We start from the raw sequence: 17457 nt of genomic DNA, 5'->3' as shown, positions 1-17457 counted from the left end.
GTGAACGAAGACACAACGAAGGAACAGCACGATGGGAAAGATCACCGGTTTTCTGGAGCATGAGCGCATCGAGGAGGGCTATCGCCCGGTCGAGGAACGGCTCAAGCACTACAAGGAATTCGTCGTCGGCCTGAACACCGACCAGGCGAAGGTGCAGGGCGCGCGCTGCATGGACTGCGGCACGCCGTTCTGCAACAGCGGCTGCCCGGTCAACAACATCATTCCGGACTTCAACGACCTCGTGTACCGCAACGATTGGCAGAACGCCTTCGCGGTGCTCGACTCGACCAACAACTTCCCGGAATTCACCGGCCGCATCTGCCCCGCGCCCTGCGAGGCGGCCTGCGTGCTCAACGTGAACGACGACGCGGTCGGCATCAAGTCGCTCGAGCACGCGATCATCGACCGCGCGTGGGACGAAGGCTGGGTCGCGCCGCGCGTGGCCAAGCACAAGACCGGCAAGAAGGTCGCGGTGGTGGGCGCGGGCCCGGCCGGCATGGCCGCCGCGCAGCAGCTCGCGCGCGCCGGCCACGACGTGACGCTGTTCGAGAAGAACGACCGCATCGGCGGCCTGCTGCGCTACGGCATCCCCGACTTCAAGATGGAGAAGTCGCACATCGACCGCCGCGTCGAGCAGATGAAGGCCGAGGGCGTGGTGTTCCGCACCGGCGTGGTCGTCGGCGCCGCCAAGGATCCGCTGGGCAAGGGCTCCAAGGTCACCAACCTGGCCAAGGAAACCGTCACGCCCGAGCAACTGCAGAAGGACTTCGACGCCGTGCTGCTGACCGGCGGCGCCGAGCAGTCGCGCGACCTGCCGGTGCCCGGCCGCGACCTCGACGGCATCCATTTCGCGATGGAGTTCCTGCCGCAGCAGAACCGCGTCAACGCGGGCGACAAGGTCAAGGGCCAGCTGCGCGCCGACGGCAAGCACGTGATCGTGATCGGCGGCGGCGACACCGGCTCCGACTGCGTGGGCACGAGCAACCGCCATGGCGCCGTGAGCGTCACGCAGTTCGAGCTGATGCCGCAGCCGCCCGAGGAAGAGAACCGTCCGCTGACCTGGCCCTACTGGCCGATCAAGCTGCGCACCAGCTCCAGCCACGACGAGGGCTGCGAGCGCGAGTTCGCGATCTCGACCAAGGAATTCATCGGCGAGAAGGGCAAGATCACCGGCCTGAAGACCGTTCGCGTCGAATGGAAGGACGGCAGGATGCAGGAAGTGGCCGGCAGCGAGCAGGTGCTCAAGGCCGACCTCGTGCTGCTCGCGATGGGCTTCGTGAGCCCCGTGGCGACCGTGCTCGATGCCTTCGGCGTCGAGAAGGATGCGCGCGGCAACGCGAAGGCCAGCGTCGACTTCATCGGCGGCTATGCCACCAACGTGCCGAAGGTCTTTGCCGCCGGCGACATCCGCCGCGGCCAGTCGCTGGTGGTGTGGGCGATCCGCGAAGGCCGCCAGGCCGCGCGCTCGGTCGACGAGTTCCTGATGGGTTTCAGCGACCTGCCGCGATAGGCCCAGGTGCCGCGCCCGCCCTCCCTCGGGCGGGCGGATGTCTCCTCCAAACGGAGCAGGCTGCCACGGCGGAAATTTGTTTCAATTCGGCGGGGCTTCTCGCGGCTCCTTTATCATCCGCGGAAACCGCATGCCGGGATGCCTCCTCAGGGCGCCCGGCTTTTTTATCGAGATGGACCCAGCCGCACAGCCACAGCCCTTCGTAGAGTTTCGCGACGTTCGCTTCGGCTATGGCGAGCGCGCGATCCTCGACGGCGTCTCGTTCTCGCTGCCGCGCGGCAAGGTCACGGCGCTCATGGGCGCGTCGGGCGGGGGCAAGACCACCGTGCTGCGCCTCATCGGCGGCCAGCAGCGCGCCCAGCGCGGCGAGGTGCTGTTCGACGGCCACGACGTCGGTCGCATGGACGCCGCCACGCTCTATGCCGCGCGGCGTCGCATGGGCATGCTGTTCCAGTTCGGCGCGCTGTTCACCGACATGAGCGTGCTCGACAACGTGGCCTTTCCGCTGCGCGAGCACACCGAGCTGCCCGAGGCGCTGGTGCGCGACATCGTGCTGATGAAGCTCGACGCCGTCGGCCTGCGCGGCGCGCGCGACCTGATGCCCAGCGAAGTCTCGGGCGGCATGGCGCGGCGCATCGCGCTGGCGCGCGCGATCGCGCTCGATCCCGACTTCGTGATGTACGACGAACCCTTCGCCGGCCTCGACCCGATCTCGCTCGGCACCGCGGCGCGGCTGATCCGCCAGCTCAACGACACGCTGGGGCTCACCAGCATCATCGTGTCGCACGACGTGGAGGAAACCTTCCGCATCGCCGACCAGGTGATCGTGCTCGCCAACGGCGGCATCGCCGCGCAGGGCACGCCCGACGAGGTGCGCAACAGCAGCGATCCGCTGGTGCACCAGTTCGTGCATGCGCTGCCCGACGGTCCGGTGCGCTTTCATTACCCGGGCGTCGGCATCGAGGAAGACTTCGGCCCCGCGCACGGAGGCCATCCATGAGCTGGTGGAACCCGCGCGATGTCGGCTTCGCCGTGCGCAGCAAGCTGTCCGACCTCGGCTATGGCGCCAAGCTGTTTCTGCGGCTGGCCTTCCAGGGCTCGCGCAGCCTGCGCCGCTTCGCGCTGGTGCGCGACCAGATCCATTTCCTCGGCAACTACTCGCTCGCGATCATCGCGGTGTCGGGGCTGTTCGTGGGCTTCGTGCTCGGGCTGCAGATGTACTACGCGCTGCAGCGCTATGGCTCTTCCGAAGCGCTCGGGCTGCTGGTCACGCTGAGCCTGGTGCGCGAGCTCGGGCCGGTGGTGGCGGCGCTGCTGTTCGCGGGCCGCGCCGGCACTTCGCTCACGGCCGAGATCGGCCTCATGAAGGCCGGCGAACAGCTCAGCGCCATGGAGATGATGGCGGTCGACCCGGTGCAGCGCATCCTCGCGCCGCGCTTCTGGGCCGGTGTGATCACGATGCCGCTGCTGGCGGCCGTGTTCAGCGCGGTCGGCATCCTCGGCGGCTACGTGGTGGGCGTGCTGATGCTCGGCGTCGATCCCGGCGCGTTCTGGGGCCAGATGCAGGCCGGCGTCGATGTCTGGCGCGACGTCGGCAACGGCGTCATCAAGAGCATCGTGTTCGGCTTCACCGTGACCTTCATCGCGCTGCTGCAGGGCTACGAGGCGCAGCCCACGCCCGAGGGCGTGTCGCGCGCCACCACGCGCACGGTGGTGGCGGCTTCGCTGTCGGTGCTGGGGCTGGATTTCCTGCTCACGGCCATGATGTTCAGTATCTGAAGGGGCTCGCCCCCGATCGTTCTAGATAGAGAGTGCAACCATGCAACGTTCCAACAACGACATCTGGGTCGGCCTGTTCGTGCTGCTCGGGGCGGCCGGGCTGCTGTTCCTCGCGCTGCAGTCGGCCAATCTGCTGAGCCTGAACTTCCAGAAGACCTACACCGTCACCGCGCGCTTCGACAACATCGGCGGCTTGAAGCCGCAGACGGCCGTCAAAAGCGCCGGCGTCGTGATCGGCCGCGTGCAATCGATCTCGTTCAACGACAAGACATTTCAGGCCGACGTGACGCTGGCATTGCAAAACCGTTACAGTTTTCCCAAGGACAGCTCGCTGAAGATCCTCACCAGTGGCCTGCTCGGCGAGCAGTACATCGGGATCGAGGCGGGCGTCGAGGAGAAGAACCTGCAGGCCGGCGACACGATCACCGCCACCCAATCGGCGGTGGTGCTCGAGAACCTGATCAGCCAGTTCCTCTACAGCAAGGCCGCCGAGGGAAGCTCCACACCGGCCAACAGCAACAAGAAATGAAAAACCGTCACCCCCTATCGAATGCTATGAATAACATAGCGACTTACGCCCGATGGATGGGCGTTTCCGCGCTCCTGTCGGTGCTCGCCGCGTGCGCCACCGGCCCCCAGGCCAACCCGCTCGATCCGCTCGAGCCCTTCAACCGCGGCGTGACCCGCTTCAACGACGTCGTCGACGAGAACGTGCTCGTGCCGGTGGCCACCACCTACACCCGCGTGCTGCCCTCGCTGGTGCGCACCGGCGTCAGCAACTTCTTCAACAACGTCGGCGACGTCTGGAACTTCGCGAACAACGTCGCGCAGGGCAAGGTGCAGAACAGCGCCCAGACCTTCATGCGCCTGAACGTCAACACGATCTTCGGCCTCGGCGGCCTGCTCGACATCGCGACCGAGGCGGGCATCGACCGCCACGACGAGGACTTCGGCCAGACCCTGGGCTATTGGGGCGTGGGCTCGGGCCCGTACCTCGTGCTGCCGCTGCTCGGCCCCTCGACCGTGCGCGATGCCGCGGCGCTGCCGGTGGACCGCTGGGGCGACCCGATCTCGCACATGAACGACGTGGCGTGGCGCAATTCGCTCAACGTGCTGAACCTGGTCGACACCCGCGCCAAGTACCTGCGCGCCGGCCGCCTGCTCGACGACGCGGCGCTCGACAAGTACACCTTCACGCGCGACGCCTACCTGCAGCACCGCCGCAGCGACATCTACGACGGCAATCCGCCCGACGAGCGCGAGGACATCGACACCAAGGACGGCAAGGGCGCCGACGGCAAGTAAGCGCCGGCCCGCCGTGCCCGGCGCACGGCAACCCAGGCAACCCAGGCAACCGGCCGTGGCATTCGCTTGCATCCGGTTGCAGGCTTCATCCGACGTTCAGGAACCCGGTAGGCCGGTAGCCTGTCGAAACCGTTCCAGACTTGGCGCGGCTGCTCTCTTTTTCGAAGAGCCGCGCGGCAGATCCAACCAGAGGGACTCACGATCATGACAAAAACTCAGACCTTGATTCAACGACGCAGCCTCGGCCGCCTGGTGCTGGCCGGCGCGCTGCTGATCGGCGCCGGCGTCGCCTTCATGCGCCCCGCGCAGGCCGCGGACGAAGCGCCCGACGCGCTGGTCAAGCGGCTGTCGACCGACGTGCTCGAGACCATCAAGGCCGACACCTCGATCAAGGCCGGCGACGTCAACAAGATCATGCTGCTGGTCGACAGCAAGATCATGCCGAACGTCAATTTCCAGCGCATGACCGCCTCGGCCGTCGGCCCGGCCTGGCGCCAGGCCACCCCCGAGCAGCAGAAGCGCCTGCAGGAAGAGTTCAAGACCCTGCTGGTGCGCACCTATGCCGGTGCACTCGACCAGGTGAGCGACCAGACCGTCACCGTGCGTCCCTACCGCGGTTCGCCCGACGACAAGGAAGTGCTGGTGCGCACCGAGGTCCGCGGCCGCGGCGACCCGGTCCAGCTCGACTACCGCCTCGAGAAGACGCCCGGCCAGGGCGGCGGCTGGAAGGTCTACAACCTCAACGTGCTCGGCGTGTGGCTGGTCGATACCTACCGCACCCAGTTCTCGCAGGAGATCAACGCCCGCGGCATCGACGGCCTGATCACCGCGCTGGCAGCCCGCAACAAGGGCGGCGCCAAGGGCTGAGCCCGCCCAGGCGCGCCGAAGAGGAGCCGAGGCCATGCTGGTCCTGCCCACGAAGCTCACGCACGACGAGGCGCCCGCCTGCATGCGCATGCTGCAGAAGGGCCTCGCCGGCCAGGCCGACGCCTCCGCCACCGTGGTCGATGCCAGCGCGCTGGTGCAGTTCGACTCGTCGGCGCTGGCGGTGCTGCTCGAATGCCGCCGCGAGGCCAGCGCTCTGGGGCGCGGCTTCGCGGTGAAGGGCCTGTCGCCGCGGCTGCGCGAGCTGGCGGCGCTCTACGGGATCGCCGGCCTGCTGCCGGCCGCGCCCTGATCCCTTCTTCCTCTCGCTCTCGCCCTTGCGAGTTCAGGAGGCCGGAACGGCCTCCATCAGCAGCTTCAGTGCATCGTTGAGCGCCCGGCCGTAGACCGGCGCGCCCTTCGAATGCCCGATGCGCACGATCACCAGGTCGTGCGAGGGCACGATCAGCACCACCTGCCGTCCGCTCCCAGCATGTAGTAGGCCGAGGTCGGCACCGGGAACGCCGTGACGCCGTTGATCGACCCGTTGAGCCAGAAGAAGCCGCCGTAGATCGGCCGCTTGTCGGCCGCCCAGCCCGGCGCCACGGTGCGCACGAAATTCACGAAGCCCTCGGGCAGCAGGCGCTCGCCGTTCCAGACCCCGTCCTGCAGGTACAGGTCGGCCAGCCGCGCCCAGTCGCGGCCCGACATGAAGTCGTAGCCCTGGGCCAGGAAATTGCCGTAGGGATCGGTCTCCAGCACCATCGAGCGGATGCCGATCTTGTCGAACAGCGCGCGCTGCGGGAACGACAGGTACTCCTCGCCGCGCTTCTCGACCGCCAGGCGCACCAGGTAGCTGGCCAGCACGGGGTCGGTGTTGCGGTAGCGGCCCACGAGGTTGGGCTGCCATTGCTGCGGCCGCGTGGCGGCGTAGTTGAAGGCGTTGATGCGCCCCGTGTAGAAGTAGATGTGGTCGGGGTAGGTGCCGTTGGGGTCGAAGTCCGGATCGTCGGGCGCCTTGATGCGCAACCCGCTCGACATGTGCAGCAGGTCCGAGATGCGGATCTTCTGGCGCGGATCGCTTTCGCCCTGCCATTCGGGGATCGGCGCCGGCTGGTCGAGGGTGTAGACGCCCTGCTTGATCAGCAGGCCCATCATCGTGGCCACCACGCTCTTGCCCATCGACCACGATTCCAGCGGCGTCGTCGGGCCGATGCCCTGCATGTAGCGCTCGCCGATGATCCGGCCCTTGTGCGTGACCACGAAGGCCGAGGTGTAGGCCTCGGGGATGGCGAAGGCGGCATCCACGGCCTGCGCCACCTTGGCCATGTTCACGCCGGCCGGCGGCGCGGTGCTCGGCAGCAGGTCGCCCATCGGCCAGGGCTGGGTGGCCGCATCGGGCAGCGTGCTCTTGACCTCGATCGGCGTGAAGAACACGTCGTCGCGCCCGGGCGGCAGCGTCACGCAGCCTTGCGAGCCGAACTGGCGCGCGGTCAGGGTCGGGCCGCCGGGGATGGCGATGCGCACTTCGCGCTTCGTGCGGTCGATGACCGGCTTGCCGACCTTCCTGCGTTCCGAATACGGCCCGACGAAGTAGCCGATGGTCTCGGCGGCGACGTCCGGGTCGAGCCCGGTGATGAAGACCGCCGAGCACATCGCCTTGGCATAGCCCGAGGTGTTGTGTTCGAGCACGTTGGCGGGCGGCGGCACGTAGGGGGTGTTGAGCTCGAGGGAGCGGGCGCGCGCGATCAGCGCCTCGCGCGACGGCAGTTCGGCCGTGCTGGGCGGCGGCGTGCCACCGACGATGGGCAAGCCGCCCCCTCCGCCACCTCCACCGCCACCGCCGCAGGCGGACAGCAGGCTCGCAAGAATCAGGGCCCCGGCGGCCAGCCAGGGCCGGGCAGGGCGGTGCAACGGTCGCAATCGCATCACGAAGGCTCCTCGCGACGGCCGGCGTGGGCGGTGCCCCGCTCGGCGTCGGGCGCGATTCTGATCCGAACCGGGCCCGCGGTCCTTCAGGGTCCGCCGGGCTTGCATTCCCGCACGAACTGCGCTGGAGGACCCGCGCCCTTAAAATCCCGGCCTCCCATGCCCGCGATCTCATTCCAATCGGTCTCCAAGACCTATCCTCCCTCACGACAGCAGCGGGCCCAGGGCAAGAACGGGCTGCGGGCGGTCGACGAGGTCAGCTTCGACATCGAGCCCGGCGAGTTCTTCGGCCTGCTCGGTCCCAATGGGGCCGGCAAGACCACGCTGATCAGCATGCTCGCGGGCCTGTCGCGACCCACCGCCGGGTCGATCAAGGTGCATGGCTTCGACGTGCAGCGCGATTACGCGCAGGCGCGCCGCCAGCTCGGCATCGTGCCGCAGGAGCTGGTGTTCGACCCCCTTCTTCAACGTGCGCGAGTCGCTGCGCATCCAGTCGGGCTACTTCGGCATCACCAACAACGAGGCCTGGATCGACGAGCTGCTGCAGAGCCTGGGCCTGGCCGACAAGGCCACGGCCAACATGCGCCAGCTCTCGGGCGGCATGAAGCGCCGGGTGCTGGTGGCGCAGGCGCTGGTGCACAAGCCGCCGGTGATCGTGCTAGACGCAGCCCACCGCGGGCGTCGACGTCGAGCTGCGCCAGACGCTGTGGCAGTTCGTCGCGCGGCTCAACAAGCAGGGCAGCACGGTGCTGCTGACCACCCATTACCTCGAGGAAGCCGAGGCGCTGTGCAGCCGCATCGCGATGCTCAAGCTCGGCCGCGTGATCGCGCTGGACCGCACCAGCGAGTTGCTGAAGTCGGCCGCGAGCAACGTGCTGCGCTTCAAGACCGATGGGATGCTGCCCTGGGAAATCGCCCAGCACGCGCGCATCACGGGCCGCATCGTGCAACTGCCGGCGCAGAACGCGCACGAGGTCGAACAACTGCTGGCCGCCATCCGGCAGGCCGGCGTGGCGGTGGAAGACGTGGAAATGCGCAAGGCCGACCTGGAAGACGTGTTCATCGACCTGATGGCGGGCGAGCAGACGCCGCTGGAGGTTGCACGATGATGGCTGTCACCGGCTGGCGCGCGCTGCTCTACAAGGAAACGCTGCGCTTCTGGAAGGTCGGCTTCCAGACCGTCGGCGCGCCGGTGCTCACCGCGCTGCTGTACCTGATGGTGTTCGGCCATGTGCTCGAGGACCACGTGAAGGTCTACGGCACCGTTGGCTACACCGCCTTCCTGATCCCCGGGCTGGTGATGATGAGCGTGCTGCAGAACGCCTTCGCCAACAGCTCGTCCTCGATCATCCAGAGCAAGATCATGGGCAACCTCGTGTTCGTGCTGCTCACGCCGCTGTCGCACTGGGGCTGGTTCCTGGCCTACGTGGGCTCGTCGGTGATCCGCGGGCTGGCGGTGGGGCTCGGCGTGTTCCTGGTCACGATCTTCTTCGCGGTGCCCGACTTCGCGGCGCCCGTGTGGATCCTGGTGTTCGCGCTGCTCGGCTCGGCCATGCTCGGCACCTTGGGCCTGATCGCCGGGCTCTGGGCCGAGAAGTTCGACCAGATGGCCGTGTTCCAGAATTTCCTGATCATGCCCATGACCTTCCTGTCGGGCGTGTTCTATTCGATCGGCTCGCTGCCGCCGTTCTGGCAGTCGGTGAGCCACCTGAACCCCTTCTTCTACATGATCGACGGCTTCCGCTACGGCTTCTTCGGCGTCAGCGACGCCTCGCCGTGGCTGAGCTTCGGGATCGTCGGCAGCGCCTGGCTCGTGGTCAGCGCGATCGCGGTCCACCTGCTGAAGATCGGCTACAAAATCCGAGGCTGAACGGCCCACCCCACACTCCATGACCGCAGACCAACTCAAGGCCATCATCCAGTCCCACCTGCCGTGCGAGCACATCGCGCTCGAGGGGGACGGCCGACATTGGTACGCCACCATCGTCTCGGCCGAATTCGAGGGCAAGCGTTCGATCCAGCGCCATCAGCGGGTCTACGCCACCCTCGGTGCGAAAATGCACACCGATGAGGTGCATGCGCTCTCGATGAAGACCTATACGCCGTCCGAATGGGCGGCGGCTGAAAAATAACTCTCCGGGCCTGCGGGCCCTTTGCGAGCCACTCGCTGGACCTTCGATGGACAAACTCCTGATTCGCGGCGGGCGCCAGCTCCGCGGCGAAGTACTCATTTCCGGCGCCAAGAACGCCGCGCTGCCCGAACTGTGCGCGGCCCTGCTGACCGACCAGCCCGTGGTGCTGCACAACGTGCCGCGCCTGCAGGACGTGTCGACCATGCTCAAGCTCGTGCGCAACATGGGCGTGTCGGCCGAGCGCGACGACAACGGTACCGTGCGCCTGAACGCCGGCGACCTGACCCGCCCCGAGGCCCCGTACGAACTCGTGAAGACCATGCGCGCCTCGGTGCTGGCGCTGGGCCCGCTGCTGGCGCGCTTCGGCCAGGCCAAGGTGTCGCTGCCGGGCGGCTGCGCCATCGGCTCGCGGCCGGTCGACCAGCACATCAAGGGCCTGCAGGCCATGGGCGCCGAGATCGTGGTCGAGCACGGCTACATGGTCGCGCGCCTGCCGGCGGGCCGCACGCGCCTGAAGGGCGCGCGCATCCTGACCGACATGGTGACCGTCACCGGCACCGAGAACTTCCTGATGGCGGCCGCGCTGGCCGAGGGCGAGACGCTGCTCGAGAACGCCGCGCAGGAGCCCGAGATCGTCGACCTGGCCGAGATGCTGATCCGCATGGGCGCGAAGATCGAGGGCCACGGCACCAGCCACATCCGCATCCAGGGCGTGGAGAAGCTGCACGGCTGCGAGCACGCCGTGGTGGCCGACCGCATCGAGGCCGGCACCTTCCTGTGCGCCGTGGCGGCCGCGGGCGGCGAGGCCTTGCTGCGCCATGCGCGCGGCGACCATCTCGACGCGGTGATCGACAAGCTGCGCGACGCCGGCTGCGAGGTCGGCTGCGAGCAGGACGGCATCCGCATCGCCTCGAAGGGCGCGGAACAGCTCAAGGCCCAGAACTTCAGCACCACCGAATACCCGGGCTTCCCGACCGACATGCAGGCGCAGTTCATGGCGCTCAACGTGATCGCGCACGGCGCCTCGATGGTCACCGAGACCATCTTCGAGAACCGTTTCATGCACGTGAACGAGATGGTGCGCCTGGGCGCGCGCATCCACGTCGAGGGCAAGGTGGCGATGGTCGAGGGCGTGCCGCAGTTGTCGGGCGCCACCGTGATGGCGACCGACCTGCGCGCCTCGGCCAGCCTGGTCATCGCCGGCCTGGTGGCCGAGGGCGAGACCCTGGTCGACCGCATCTACCACCTGGACCGCGGCTACGACCGCATGGAAGCCAAGCTGCGCGGCCTCGGGGCCGACATCGAACGCGTGACCGGAGCCACCGCATGATCACCCTGGCGCTTTCCAAAGGCCGCATCTTCGAAGAGACCATGCCGCTGCTGGCCGCGGCCGGCATCGAGGTCACGGAAGACCCCGAGAAGTCGCGCAAGCTGATCCTCGGCACCACCCGCCCCGACGTGCGCGTGGTGCTGGTGCGCGCCTCCGACGTGCCGACCTACGTGCAGTACGGCGGCGCCGACCTCGGCGTGACCGGCCTCGACGTGCTGCTCGAGCACGGCAACCAGGGCCTGTACCAGCCGCTCGACCTGCGCATCGCCGCCTGCCGCCTCAGCGTGGCCGTGCGCGCCGACTACGACTACGCCTCGGCCGTGCGCCAGGGTTCGCGCCTCAAGGTCGCGACCAAGTACGTGGGCCTGGCGCGCGACTTCTTCGCCAGCAAGGGCGTGCACGTCGACCTGATCAAGCTCTACGGCAGCATGGAGCTCGCGCCGCTGACCGGCCTGGCCGACGCCATCGTCGACCTGGTCTCGACCGGCAACACACTCAAGGCCAACCAGCTGGTCGAGGTCGAGCGCATCATGGACATCAGCGCGCGCCTGGTCGTCAACCAGGCCGCGCTCAAGCTCAAGCGCGAACCCATCCGCCGCATCATCGACGCCTTCGCGTCGGCCATTCCCTCCGCCTGATCCCTCGAACCGCACTTCGCCAAATGACCCTGCAAGCAGCCCCCGCCCGACTGTCCACGACTTCAGCCAGCTTCGATGCTGAATTCAAGGCGCGGCTGCATTGGTCCGCGGATGCCGATGCCGCGATCGAGAAGACGGTGGCCGACATTCTGGCCGACGTGCAGGCGCGCGGCGACGCGGCGGTGCTCGAGTACACGCGCCGCTTTCGACGGCCTGGGTGCCGCTTCGGTGTCCGAACTCGAACTGACCCAGGCCGACTTCAAGCAGGCCTTCGACTCGCTGCCCGCCGTGCAGCGCGAGGCGCTGCAGGCCGCGGCCGACCGCGTGCGCAGCTACCACGAGGCGCAGAAGAAGGCCTCGGGCGAGAGCTGGAGCTACCGCGACGCCGACGGCACGCTGCTGGGCCAGAAGGTCACGCCGCTCGACCGCGTCGGCATCTACGTGCCCGGCGGCAAGGCGGCCTATCCGTCGAGCCTGCTGATGAACGCGATTCCGGCCCACGTGGCTGGGGTGAGCGAGATCATCATGGTCGTGCCGACCCCGGTGAAGGGCAGCGTGGCCACCGGCGGCGCCGGCGGCGAATCGTCCGGCAAGGGCGAGCGCAACGTGCTGGTGCTGGCCGCCGCCTACGTGGCCGGCGTCACGCGCGCCTTCACCATCGGCGGCGCGCAGGCCGTGGCCGCGCTGGCCTATGGCACGGCGACCATTCCCGCGGTCGACAAGATCACCGGTCCCGGCAATGCCTACGTGGCCGCCGCCAAGCGCCGCGTGTTCGGCACCGTGGGCATCGACATGATCGCGGGCCCGAGCGAGATCCTGGTGCTGGCCGACGGCAGCACGCCGCCCGACTGGGTGGCGATGGACCTGTTCAGCCAGGCCGAGCACGACGAGCTCGCGCAGAGCATCCTGCTGTGCCCCGACGCCGCCTACATCGACCGCGTGCAGGCCGAGATCGACCGCCTGCTGCCGACCATGCCACGCGCGGCGATCATCGCCGCCTCGCTCAACGGCCGCGGCGCGCTGATCCACACGAAGAGCATGGAAGAGGCCTGCGAGATCAGCAACCGCATCGCGCCCGAGCACCTGGAAGTCAGCAGCAGCGAGCCGCAGCGCTGGGAGCCGCTCTTGCGCCACGCCGGCGCGATCTTCCTCGGCGCCTTCACCAGCGAGAGCCTCGGCGACTACTGCGCCGGCCCGAACCACGTGCTGCCCACCAGCGGCACTGCGCGCTTCTCGAGCCCGCTGGGCGTGTACGACTTCCAGAAGCGCTCGAGCCTGATCGAGGTCAGCGAGGCCGGGGCCCAGGTGCTCGGGCCGATCGCCGTCACGCTGGCCGAGGGCGAGGGCCTGCAGGGCCACGCCGAGGCCGCGCGCATGCGGCTGCGCAAGGTTTGAGGGCCGCGGCCGCGGGCCCGGTTCCGATGGCATTTCCGTCCACAACCCGCTCGGGAGGAGCAAGCCTGATGATGAATCAACGTCTGCGTCGTTCGCGCCTGTTCAAGTTCGCCTTCGGCCTGCTGGCCGGTGCCGTGCTGCTCGTGGCCTGCACCCCGATGCCGCGCACCCAGAGCCAGGCCGAGGCGGTGCCGAGCACGGCCGCCGCCGTTGCCGCGCCCGCCGCGCCGGCGCCGCGCCTGGGCACGCAGTGGGGCGAGGGCCGCGAATCGAACACGCGCAGCGTGCAGGTCCAGCGCTACACGCCCGAGCAGCCCGACGAGGTCGCCTCCATCGGCTACAACGACGCCGCCAGCGTGCGCCGCGGCGTCGGTGCCAACCCCGAGCGCCGGCTCAACCTGCAGCTGGCGCAGGGCGACGTCGAATGGTCGGTGATCGACGAATCGGGCCGCGCCATCCCGCTGCAGCGCGCGCGCCGCGGCACGGGCGGCGACGAGAGCTTTCGCCTCGCGGGCGCCGAGGGCGCGCGCTACACGCTGCGCTTTCGCAACCTCAGCGACCGCAGCTACGAGGTGATCGCCACGGTCGACGGCCTCGACGTGCTCAACGGCAAGCCCGGCAGCCTGCGCAACGGCGGCTACGTGCTGCGTCCGCTGCAGGTGCTCGACATCGAGGGCTTCCGCAAGAGCCAGTCCGAGGTCGCGGCCTTCCGCTTCGCCACGCCGGGCCGCGCCTATGCCGCCAACACCGAGGCCGGCGACACGCGCAACATCGGCATCCTCGGCGCCGCGCTGTTCGAGATCGCGCAGCCCGACGCCCCGCGCCGTCCGCGCCGCGGCCCCGATGCCGCGCAGCCCAATGCCTTCCCGGCCGACGGCGCGACCGGCTACGCGCCGCCGCCGCGCTACGCGAAGTGAGGCCCGCCATGCAGCGCACGCGTCTCCTGCTGCTGCCGCTCGTGCTGGCCGCGGCCAGCCTGGGCGCGCAGGCCATGAGCATCCGCGAGTTCCACACCCTCGAGGTGAAGGAGAAGAAGCAGGGCAAGGCCTACGCCAGCTACTACCTCGTGGGCGTGCTCGAGGGCCTGCGCGAGGCCGGCGACGCCGCTCGGCGCGCGGGCCAGAAGCCGCTGTTCTGCGTCGACGGCCGCCGGCTCGAGCCTTCGATGGCGCGCTCGCTGTTCGAGGCCGAGCTCAAGCGCAACGCCGAGCTCTACGAGGCCGACATGCCGGTGCAGCTGGTGCTGTCGACCGCGCTGCAGAACAGCTTCCGCTGCGCTTCCTGATTTTTTCCATCGACCGTTTTCCCCCCGAGCCCCCGATGTCCGACACCACCGCCCCCGTTCCCGCGCTCCAGCGCATCCGCGCCGACGTGCGCGCCATGCATGCCTATGCCGTGCAGGACGCGCGCGGCCTGGTCAAGCTCGATGCGATGGAGAACCCCTTCGGCCTGCCGCCCGCGCTGCAGGCCGAGCTCGGCGCGCGGCTCGGCGCGCTGGCGCTCAACCGCTACCCGGGCGAGCGCGGCGCCGACCTGCAGCGCGCGCTGGCCGCGCAGGCGCGCCTGCCCGAGGGCTTCTCGCTGGTGCTGGGCAACGGCTCGGACGAGCTGATCTCGCTGCTCGCGATCGCCTGCGACCTGCCGGGCGCCAGCGTGCTGGCACCGTTGCCGGGCTTCGTCATGTACGCCATGAGCGCCCAGCTCCAGGGCCTGCGCTTCGTGGGCGTGCCGCTCACGGCCGACTTCGAGCTCGACGAGGCCGCCATGCTCGCCGCCATCGCGCGCGAGCAGCCGGCCATCGTCTACCTGGCCTATCCGAACAACCCGACCGCCAACCTCTGGGACGACGCGGTGGTCGAGAAGATCGTCGAGGCCCAGGGCGCGCAGGGCGGCCTGGTGGTGATCGACGAGGCCTACCAGCCCTTCGCCGCGCGCAGCTACATCGACCGGCTCGCGAAGCACCGCCACGTGCTGCTGATGCGCACCCTCAGCAAGTTCGGCCTGGCCGGCATCCGGCTGGGCTTCCTGATGGGCCCGGCCGCGCTGATCGCCGAGATCGACAAGGTGCGCCCGCCCTACAACGTCAGCGTGCTGAACTGCGAGTGCGCGCTGTTCGCGCTCGAGCATGCCGAGGTGTTCGAGGCCCAGGCCAGGCAGATCCGCGAGGAGCGCGAGCGGCTGATGATGGGGCTCGGCCGGCTGCCGGGCGTCAAGGTCTGGCCCAGCGACGCCAACATGATCCTGCTGCGCGTGCCCGACGCCGCCCGCGCCTTCGACGGCATGAAGGCGCGCGGGGTGCTGGTGAAGAACGTTTCTAAAATGCACGAACTGCTCGCGAACTGCCTGCGCCTGACCGTCGGAACGGCCGACGAGAATGCCAGGATGCTCGCGGCGCTCGAAGCCTCACTATGACCACCCCCCGGCCGCCCCCGTGGCCACCCCCGACGCCCTCGCCGCGCGCACCGCCACGGTCGCGCGCAACACCGCCGAGACGAAGATCACCGTCAGCGTCAACCTCGACGGCACCGGCCGCGCCAAGCTGGCCACCGGCATCGGCTTCTTCGATCACATGCTCGACCAGATCGCCCGCCACGGGCTGATCGACCTCGAGATCGACTGCCAGGGCGACCTGCACATCGACGGCCACCACACGGTGGAAGACGTGGGCATCACGCTGGGCCAGGCCGTGGCCAAGGCCGTGGGCGACAAGAAGGGTATCCGCCGCTACGGCCATGCCTACGTGCCGCTCGACGAGGCGCTCAGCCGCGTGGTCATCGACTTCTCGGGCCGGCCCGGCCTCGAGATGCACGTGCCCTTCACCAGCGGGATGATCGGCGCCTTCGACAGCCAGCTCACCTACGAGTTCTTCCAGGGTTTCGTGAACCACGCCTTCGTCACGCTGCACATCGACAACCTCAAGGGCGTCAACGCGCACCACCAGTGCGAGACCGTGTTCAAGGCCTTCGCCCGCGCGCTGCGCGCCGCGCTCGAACTCGATCCGCGTTCGGCCGGTGTCATTCCCTCGACCAAGGGCTCGCTCTGATCCTGCAAGCGGAACAGCGTGCCATCGCACGCTCCGCCTGTCATTGAAGCTATGAAAACTGTAGCAAACAACGCCAACACCGTCGCCGTGGTGGACTACGGCATGGGCAATCTGCACTCCGTCGCGCAGGCGGTGCGCCATGCCGCCGACCAGGTCGGCGTGGAGGTATTCGTGACTTCCGACCCCGAGGTGGTGCGCAAGGCCGCGCGCGTGGTGCTGCCGGGGCAGGGCGCCATGCCCGACTGCATGCGCGAGCTGCGCGACTCGGGGCTGCTCGAATCGGTGCTCGAGGCGGCGGCGACGAAGCCGCTGTTCGGCGTCTGCGTGGGCATGCAGATGCTGCTGTCGCGCAGCGACGAGGGGCCGACCGACGGGCTCGGCCTGATCCCGGGCGAGGTGGTCCGCTTCGAGCTCGAGGGGCAGCTGCAGCCCGACGGCAGCCGCTTCAAGGTGCCGCAGATGGGCTGGAACCAGGTGCGCCAGGCGCAGCCGCACGCGGTCTGGGCCGGGGTGCCGGACGGCAGCTACTTCTATTTCGTGCACAGCTTCTATGCGCGGCCGGTCGATGCGCGGCACAGCGTGGGCGAAGCCGAATACGGGGCATGCTTTACCGCCGCCATCGCACGCGATAACATTTTTGCCACCCAGTTCCACCCGGAGAAGAGTGCGGACCACGGGTTGCAGCTCTACCGAAACTTCCTCCACTGGAATCCCTGAACACTTCGTTCCCCTGACCGGGCGCCGCCGGCCGGCGCCCTTTCGTTGCACTCTCGCGTCACTTTCATGCTCCTCATCCCAGCGATCGACCTCAAAGACGGCCATTGCGTACGCCTGAAGCAAGGCGACATGGACCAGTCCACCATCTTCAGCGAAGACCCGGCCGCCATGGCGCGCAAATGGGTCGAGGCCGGTGCCCGGCGCCTGCACCTGGTCGACCTGAACGGGGCCTTCGCGGGCAAGCCGCAGAACCACGCGGCGATCAAGGCGATCCTGAAGGAGGTCGGCGACGACATCCCGGTGCAGCTCGGCGGCGGCATCCGCGACCTCGACACCATCGAGCGCTACATCGACGACGGCTTGCGCTACGTGATCATCGGCACCGCCGCGGTCAAGAACCCGGGCTTCCTCAAGGACGCGTGCAGCGCCTTCGGCGGCCACATCATCGTCGGCCTCGACGCCAAGGACGGCAAGGTCGCCACCGACGGCTGGAGCAAGCTCACGGGCCACGAGGTGGCCGACCTGGGCAAGAAGTTCGAGGACTACGGCGTCGAATCGATCATCTACACCGACATCGGCCGCGACGGCATGCTGTCGGGCATCAACATCGAAGCCACCGTCAAGCTCGCGCGCGCGCTGTCCATTCCGGTCATCGCCTCGGGCGGCCTGTCGAACATGGCCGACATCGACCAGCTCTGCGCGGTCGAATTCGAAGGCGTCGAAGGCGTGATCTGCGGCCGCGCCATCTATTCGGGCGACCTCGACTTCGCTCAGGCGCAGGCGCGCGCCGACGAACTGGCCGGCGCCTGAGGGGG

The 17457-nt window shown here is 68.7% G+C and carries 19 protein-coding genes and 2 pseudogenes; 19 read left to right on the top strand and 2 right to left on the bottom strand.

Annotated features, from left to right (window positions below; all coding sequences use genetic code 11):
• Positions 1-31: 31 nt before the first annotated feature.
• The 7 genes from ACHMXE_RS36440 (at position 32) to ACHMXE_RS36410 (ending at position 5771) form a co-directional block, all read left to right on the top strand.
• The gene (locus tag ACHMXE_RS36440) at positions 32-1510 is read left to right on the top strand and encodes a glutamate synthase subunit beta (protein ID WP_395348701.1); all 1479 of its coding nucleotides are present in this window, start codon (positions 32-34) and stop codon (positions 1508-1510) included.
• Between the two features lie 172 nt (positions 1511-1682).
• Entirely contained in the window at positions 1683-2510 is an 828-nt protein-coding gene (locus ACHMXE_RS36435; protein WP_395348700.1) for an ABC transporter ATP-binding protein, read from the top strand.
• On the top strand, positions 2507-3289 hold the full coding sequence (gene mlaE / locus ACHMXE_RS36430; RefSeq protein WP_203204625.1) for a lipid asymmetry maintenance ABC transporter permease subunit MlaE: 783 nt from the start codon (positions 2507-2509) through the stop codon (positions 3287-3289). Before ACHMXE_RS36435 ends, mlaE begins: the two co-directional genes overlap by 4 nt.
• A 40-nt stretch (positions 3290-3329) precedes the next feature.
• Positions 3330-3818, top strand: coding sequence for an outer membrane lipid asymmetry maintenance protein MlaD (gene mlaD / locus ACHMXE_RS36425; RefSeq protein ID WP_093351981.1), 489 nt, complete (start codon positions 3330-3332; stop codon positions 3816-3818).
• A 26-nt stretch (positions 3819-3844) separates the two neighbouring features.
• Positions 3845-4594: a VacJ family lipoprotein gene (locus ACHMXE_RS36420; RefSeq protein WP_395348699.1), complete on the top strand. Its 750-nt coding sequence runs from the start codon at positions 3845-3847 to the stop codon at positions 4592-4594.
• A gap of 204 nt (positions 4595-4798) precedes the next feature.
• The gene (locus ACHMXE_RS36415) at positions 4799-5461 is read left to right on the top strand and encodes a phospholipid-binding protein MlaC (RefSeq protein WP_203204627.1); all 663 of its coding nucleotides are present in this window, start codon (positions 4799-4801) and stop codon (positions 5459-5461) included.
• Positions 5462-5495: 34 nt separating this feature from the next.
• Positions 5496-5771 carry a lipid asymmetry maintenance protein MlaB gene (locus tag ACHMXE_RS36410; protein ID WP_057596774.1) on the top strand — a complete coding sequence of 92 codons (276 nt, stop codon included), beginning with the start codon at positions 5496-5498 and terminating at the stop codon, positions 5769-5771.
• 33 nt (positions 5772-5804) lie between these two features.
• Here ACHMXE_RS36410 and ACHMXE_RS36405 read toward each other — a convergent pair whose 3' ends face one another.
• Positions 5805-5933: a hypothetical protein gene (locus ACHMXE_RS36405; protein ID WP_395348698.1), complete on the bottom strand. Its 129-nt coding sequence runs from the start codon at positions 5931-5933 to the stop codon at positions 5805-5807.
• Complete coding sequence (locus ACHMXE_RS36400; RefSeq protein WP_395348697.1) at positions 5924-7270, bottom strand: serine hydrolase domain-containing protein; 1347 nt, start codon at positions 7268-7270, stop codon at positions 5924-5926. Before ACHMXE_RS36400 ends, ACHMXE_RS36405 begins: the two co-directional genes overlap by 10 nt.
• 276 nt (positions 7271-7546) lie before the next feature.
• Here ACHMXE_RS36400 and ACHMXE_RS36395 point away from each other — a divergent pair.
• From ACHMXE_RS36395 to hisA, 12 genes and pseudogenes are all read left to right on the top strand, one after another.
• Positions 7547-8496 (top strand): annotated as a pseudogene (locus tag ACHMXE_RS36395) (ABC transporter ATP-binding protein).
• Positions 8493-9257 carry an ABC transporter permease gene (locus ACHMXE_RS36390; RefSeq protein WP_057596771.1) on the top strand — a complete coding sequence of 255 codons (765 nt, stop codon included), beginning with the start codon at positions 8493-8495 and terminating at the stop codon, positions 9255-9257. The pseudogene ACHMXE_RS36395 and the gene ACHMXE_RS36390 overlap by 4 nt, the downstream one beginning before the upstream one ends.
• 19 nt (positions 9258-9276) lie before the next feature.
• Positions 9277-9519: a BolA family protein gene (locus tag ACHMXE_RS36385; RefSeq protein ID WP_057596770.1), complete on the top strand. Its 243-nt coding sequence runs from the start codon at positions 9277-9279 to the stop codon at positions 9517-9519.
• A 46-nt stretch (positions 9520-9565) separates the two neighbouring features.
• Positions 9566-10849 carry a UDP-N-acetylglucosamine 1-carboxyvinyltransferase gene (gene murA, locus ACHMXE_RS36380; protein WP_203204631.1) on the top strand — a complete coding sequence of 428 codons (1284 nt, stop codon included), beginning with the start codon at positions 9566-9568 and terminating at the stop codon, positions 10847-10849.
• Positions 10846-11487, top strand: a complete 642-nt coding sequence (gene hisG / locus ACHMXE_RS36375) for an ATP phosphoribosyltransferase (protein WP_057596768.1) — start codon at positions 10846-10848, stop codon at positions 11485-11487. Before murA ends, hisG begins: the two co-directional genes overlap by 4 nt.
• 23 nt (positions 11488-11510) lie before the next feature.
• A pseudogene (hisD, locus tag ACHMXE_RS36370) lies at positions 11511-12882 on the top strand (histidinol dehydrogenase).
• A gap of 68 nt (positions 12883-12950) precedes the next feature.
• Positions 12951-13799, top strand: a complete 849-nt coding sequence (locus ACHMXE_RS36365; RefSeq protein WP_395348696.1) for a hypothetical protein — start codon at positions 12951-12953, stop codon at positions 13797-13799.
• 8 nt (positions 13800-13807) lie between these two features.
• A complete protein-coding gene (locus ACHMXE_RS36360; RefSeq protein ID WP_395348695.1) occupies positions 13808-14167 on the top strand; it encodes a hypothetical protein in 360 nt (119 codons plus the stop codon).
• 35 nt (positions 14168-14202) lie between these two features.
• Positions 14203-15294, top strand: coding sequence for a histidinol-phosphate transaminase (hisC, locus tag ACHMXE_RS36355; protein WP_395348694.1), 1092 nt, complete (start codon positions 14203-14205; stop codon positions 15292-15294).
• 19 nt (positions 15295-15313) lie between these two features.
• The gene (gene hisB / locus ACHMXE_RS36350; protein ID WP_395348693.1) at positions 15314-15925 is read left to right on the top strand and encodes an imidazoleglycerol-phosphate dehydratase HisB; all 612 of its coding nucleotides are present in this window, start codon (positions 15314-15316) and stop codon (positions 15923-15925) included.
• 51 nt (positions 15926-15976) lie between these two features.
• Positions 15977-16642: an imidazole glycerol phosphate synthase subunit HisH gene (gene hisH, locus ACHMXE_RS36345; RefSeq protein ID WP_395348692.1), complete on the top strand. Its 666-nt coding sequence runs from the start codon at positions 15977-15979 to the stop codon at positions 16640-16642.
• Between the two features lie 66 nt (positions 16643-16708).
• On the top strand, positions 16709-17452 hold the full coding sequence (hisA, locus tag ACHMXE_RS36340; protein ID WP_203204637.1) for a 1-(5-phosphoribosyl)-5-[(5-phosphoribosylamino)methylideneamino]imidazole-4-carboxamide isomerase: 744 nt from the start codon (positions 16709-16711) through the stop codon (positions 17450-17452).
• The last annotated feature ends 5 nt before the right edge of the window (positions 17453-17457 follow it).

Source organism: Variovorax sp. UC122_21 (assembly GCF_044056785.1).
Taxonomy (GTDB): domain Bacteria; phylum Pseudomonadota; class Gammaproteobacteria; order Burkholderiales; family Burkholderiaceae_C; genus Variovorax.
The sequence above is the reverse complement of the archived record's forward strand: the minus strand, read 5'-3'. Positions and strand labels throughout refer to the sequence as shown.

Excerpts from the sequence above, each read along its gene's own strand:
- ACHMXE_RS36440 (WP_395348701.1), top strand. The coding sequence starts at position 32 with ATGGGAAAGATCACCGGTTTTCTGGAGCATGAGCGCATCGAGGAGGGC.
- ACHMXE_RS36435 (WP_395348700.1), top strand. The coding sequence starts at position 1,683 with ATGGACCCAGCCGCACAGCCACAGCCCTTCGTAGAGTTTCGCGACGTT.
- mlaE (WP_203204625.1), top strand. The coding sequence starts at position 2,507 with ATGAGCTGGTGGAACCCGCGCGATGTCGGCTTCGCCGTGCGCAGCAAG.
- mlaD (WP_093351981.1), top strand. The coding sequence starts at position 3,330 with ATGCAACGTTCCAACAACGACATCTGGGTCGGCCTGTTCGTGCTGCTC.
- ACHMXE_RS36420 (WP_395348699.1), top strand. The coding sequence starts at position 3,845 with ATGAATAACATAGCGACTTACGCCCGATGGATGGGCGTTTCCGCGCTC.
- ACHMXE_RS36415 (WP_203204627.1), top strand. The coding sequence starts at position 4,799 with ATGACAAAAACTCAGACCTTGATTCAACGACGCAGCCTCGGCCGCCTG.
- ACHMXE_RS36410 (WP_057596774.1), top strand. The coding sequence starts at position 5,496 with ATGCTGGTCCTGCCCACGAAGCTCACGCACGACGAGGCGCCCGCCTGC.
- ACHMXE_RS36390 (WP_057596771.1), top strand. The coding sequence starts at position 8,493 with ATGATGGCTGTCACCGGCTGGCGCGCGCTGCTCTACAAGGAAACGCTG.
- ACHMXE_RS36385 (WP_057596770.1), top strand. The coding sequence starts at position 9,277 with ATGACCGCAGACCAACTCAAGGCCATCATCCAGTCCCACCTGCCGTGC.
- murA (WP_203204631.1), top strand. The coding sequence starts at position 9,566 with ATGGACAAACTCCTGATTCGCGGCGGGCGCCAGCTCCGCGGCGAAGTA.
- hisG (WP_057596768.1), top strand. The coding sequence starts at position 10,846 with ATGATCACCCTGGCGCTTTCCAAAGGCCGCATCTTCGAAGAGACCATG.
- ACHMXE_RS36365 (WP_395348696.1), top strand. The coding sequence starts at position 12,951 with ATGATGAATCAACGTCTGCGTCGTTCGCGCCTGTTCAAGTTCGCCTTC.
- ACHMXE_RS36360 (WP_395348695.1), top strand. The coding sequence starts at position 13,808 with ATGCAGCGCACGCGTCTCCTGCTGCTGCCGCTCGTGCTGGCCGCGGCC.
- hisC (WP_395348694.1), top strand. The coding sequence starts at position 14,203 with ATGTCCGACACCACCGCCCCCGTTCCCGCGCTCCAGCGCATCCGCGCC.
- hisH (WP_395348692.1), top strand. The coding sequence starts at position 15,977 with ATGAAAACTGTAGCAAACAACGCCAACACCGTCGCCGTGGTGGACTAC.
- hisA (WP_203204637.1), top strand. The coding sequence starts at position 16,709 with ATGCTCCTCATCCCAGCGATCGACCTCAAAGACGGCCATTGCGTACGC.